Consider the following 863-nt stretch of genomic DNA (forward strand, 5'->3'; position numbering starts at 1 on the left):
ATGAAAGACAAGTTTCCTGAAAAGAACACGACGGAAGAACTCACCGATGAGCTGGACTATTGCCACCAACTGATCGAAGTCATCGAACAGGAGAGAGCCCTTCCGAATGTTCCTAAGGTCAAGGAACGGCTGAACCGCCTAAAAGAAATCGTTGCTGATGACGCGGAGCACTTGCAAGCTTCTGAGGATGAAGATGCCCGTGTCGGTCATAAATCTGCGGATCATTCCTTCTTTGGATACAAGACGCATCTTGCCATGACCGAAGAGCGGATCATTACAGCGGCCGTGATCACCACCGGGGAAAAGAGTGATGGCAAGTACCTTCCTGAGCTGATTGAAAAGTCCAAGGCCGCCGGCCTAAAAGTCGATACGGTTATTGGTGATGCGGCATACTCCGAGAAGGGAAACATTGAACTGACCAAGTCACAGAACATCGCTCTCGTATCGAAATTGAATCCTTCAGTCACACAGGGCAACCGAAGTAAAGAAGACGAGTTTGAATTTAACAAAGACGCAGGGATGTATGTCTGCAAGGCAGGGCACCTGGCTTTCCGAAAGGCACGGCAGGGTAAGAAAAACGCGCAGAAGAACCAAGTGGACACGTATTACTTTGATGTGGAAAAGTGCAAGGTCTGTCCATTCCGGGAAGGCTGTTATAAAGAAGGGGCGAAGACCAAGACATACTCTGTTTCCGTCAAATCGGACATCCATCTCGAACAGATGGCTTTTCAGGAAACCGAGGAGTTCCGAAGGAAAGCCAAAGAGCGATACAAAATAGAAGCGAAGAATGATGAGCTCAAGAACAGACACGGCTTGAAAGTGGCTGAAGCATCGGGCTTATTTGGCATGGAAATACAGGGAGC

1 protein-coding gene is annotated in these 863 nt (G+C 48.6%); it reads left to right on the top strand.

Features of this window, described 5'->3' with window-relative positions; genetic code table 11:
* Nucleotides 1-863: transposase (locus tag AC6CHQ_RS16295; RefSeq protein ID WP_498082070.1), on the top strand; the 863-nt coding region annotated here is incomplete at both ends.

It is taken from the genome of Bhargavaea sp. GQ12 (genome assembly GCF_059758705.1).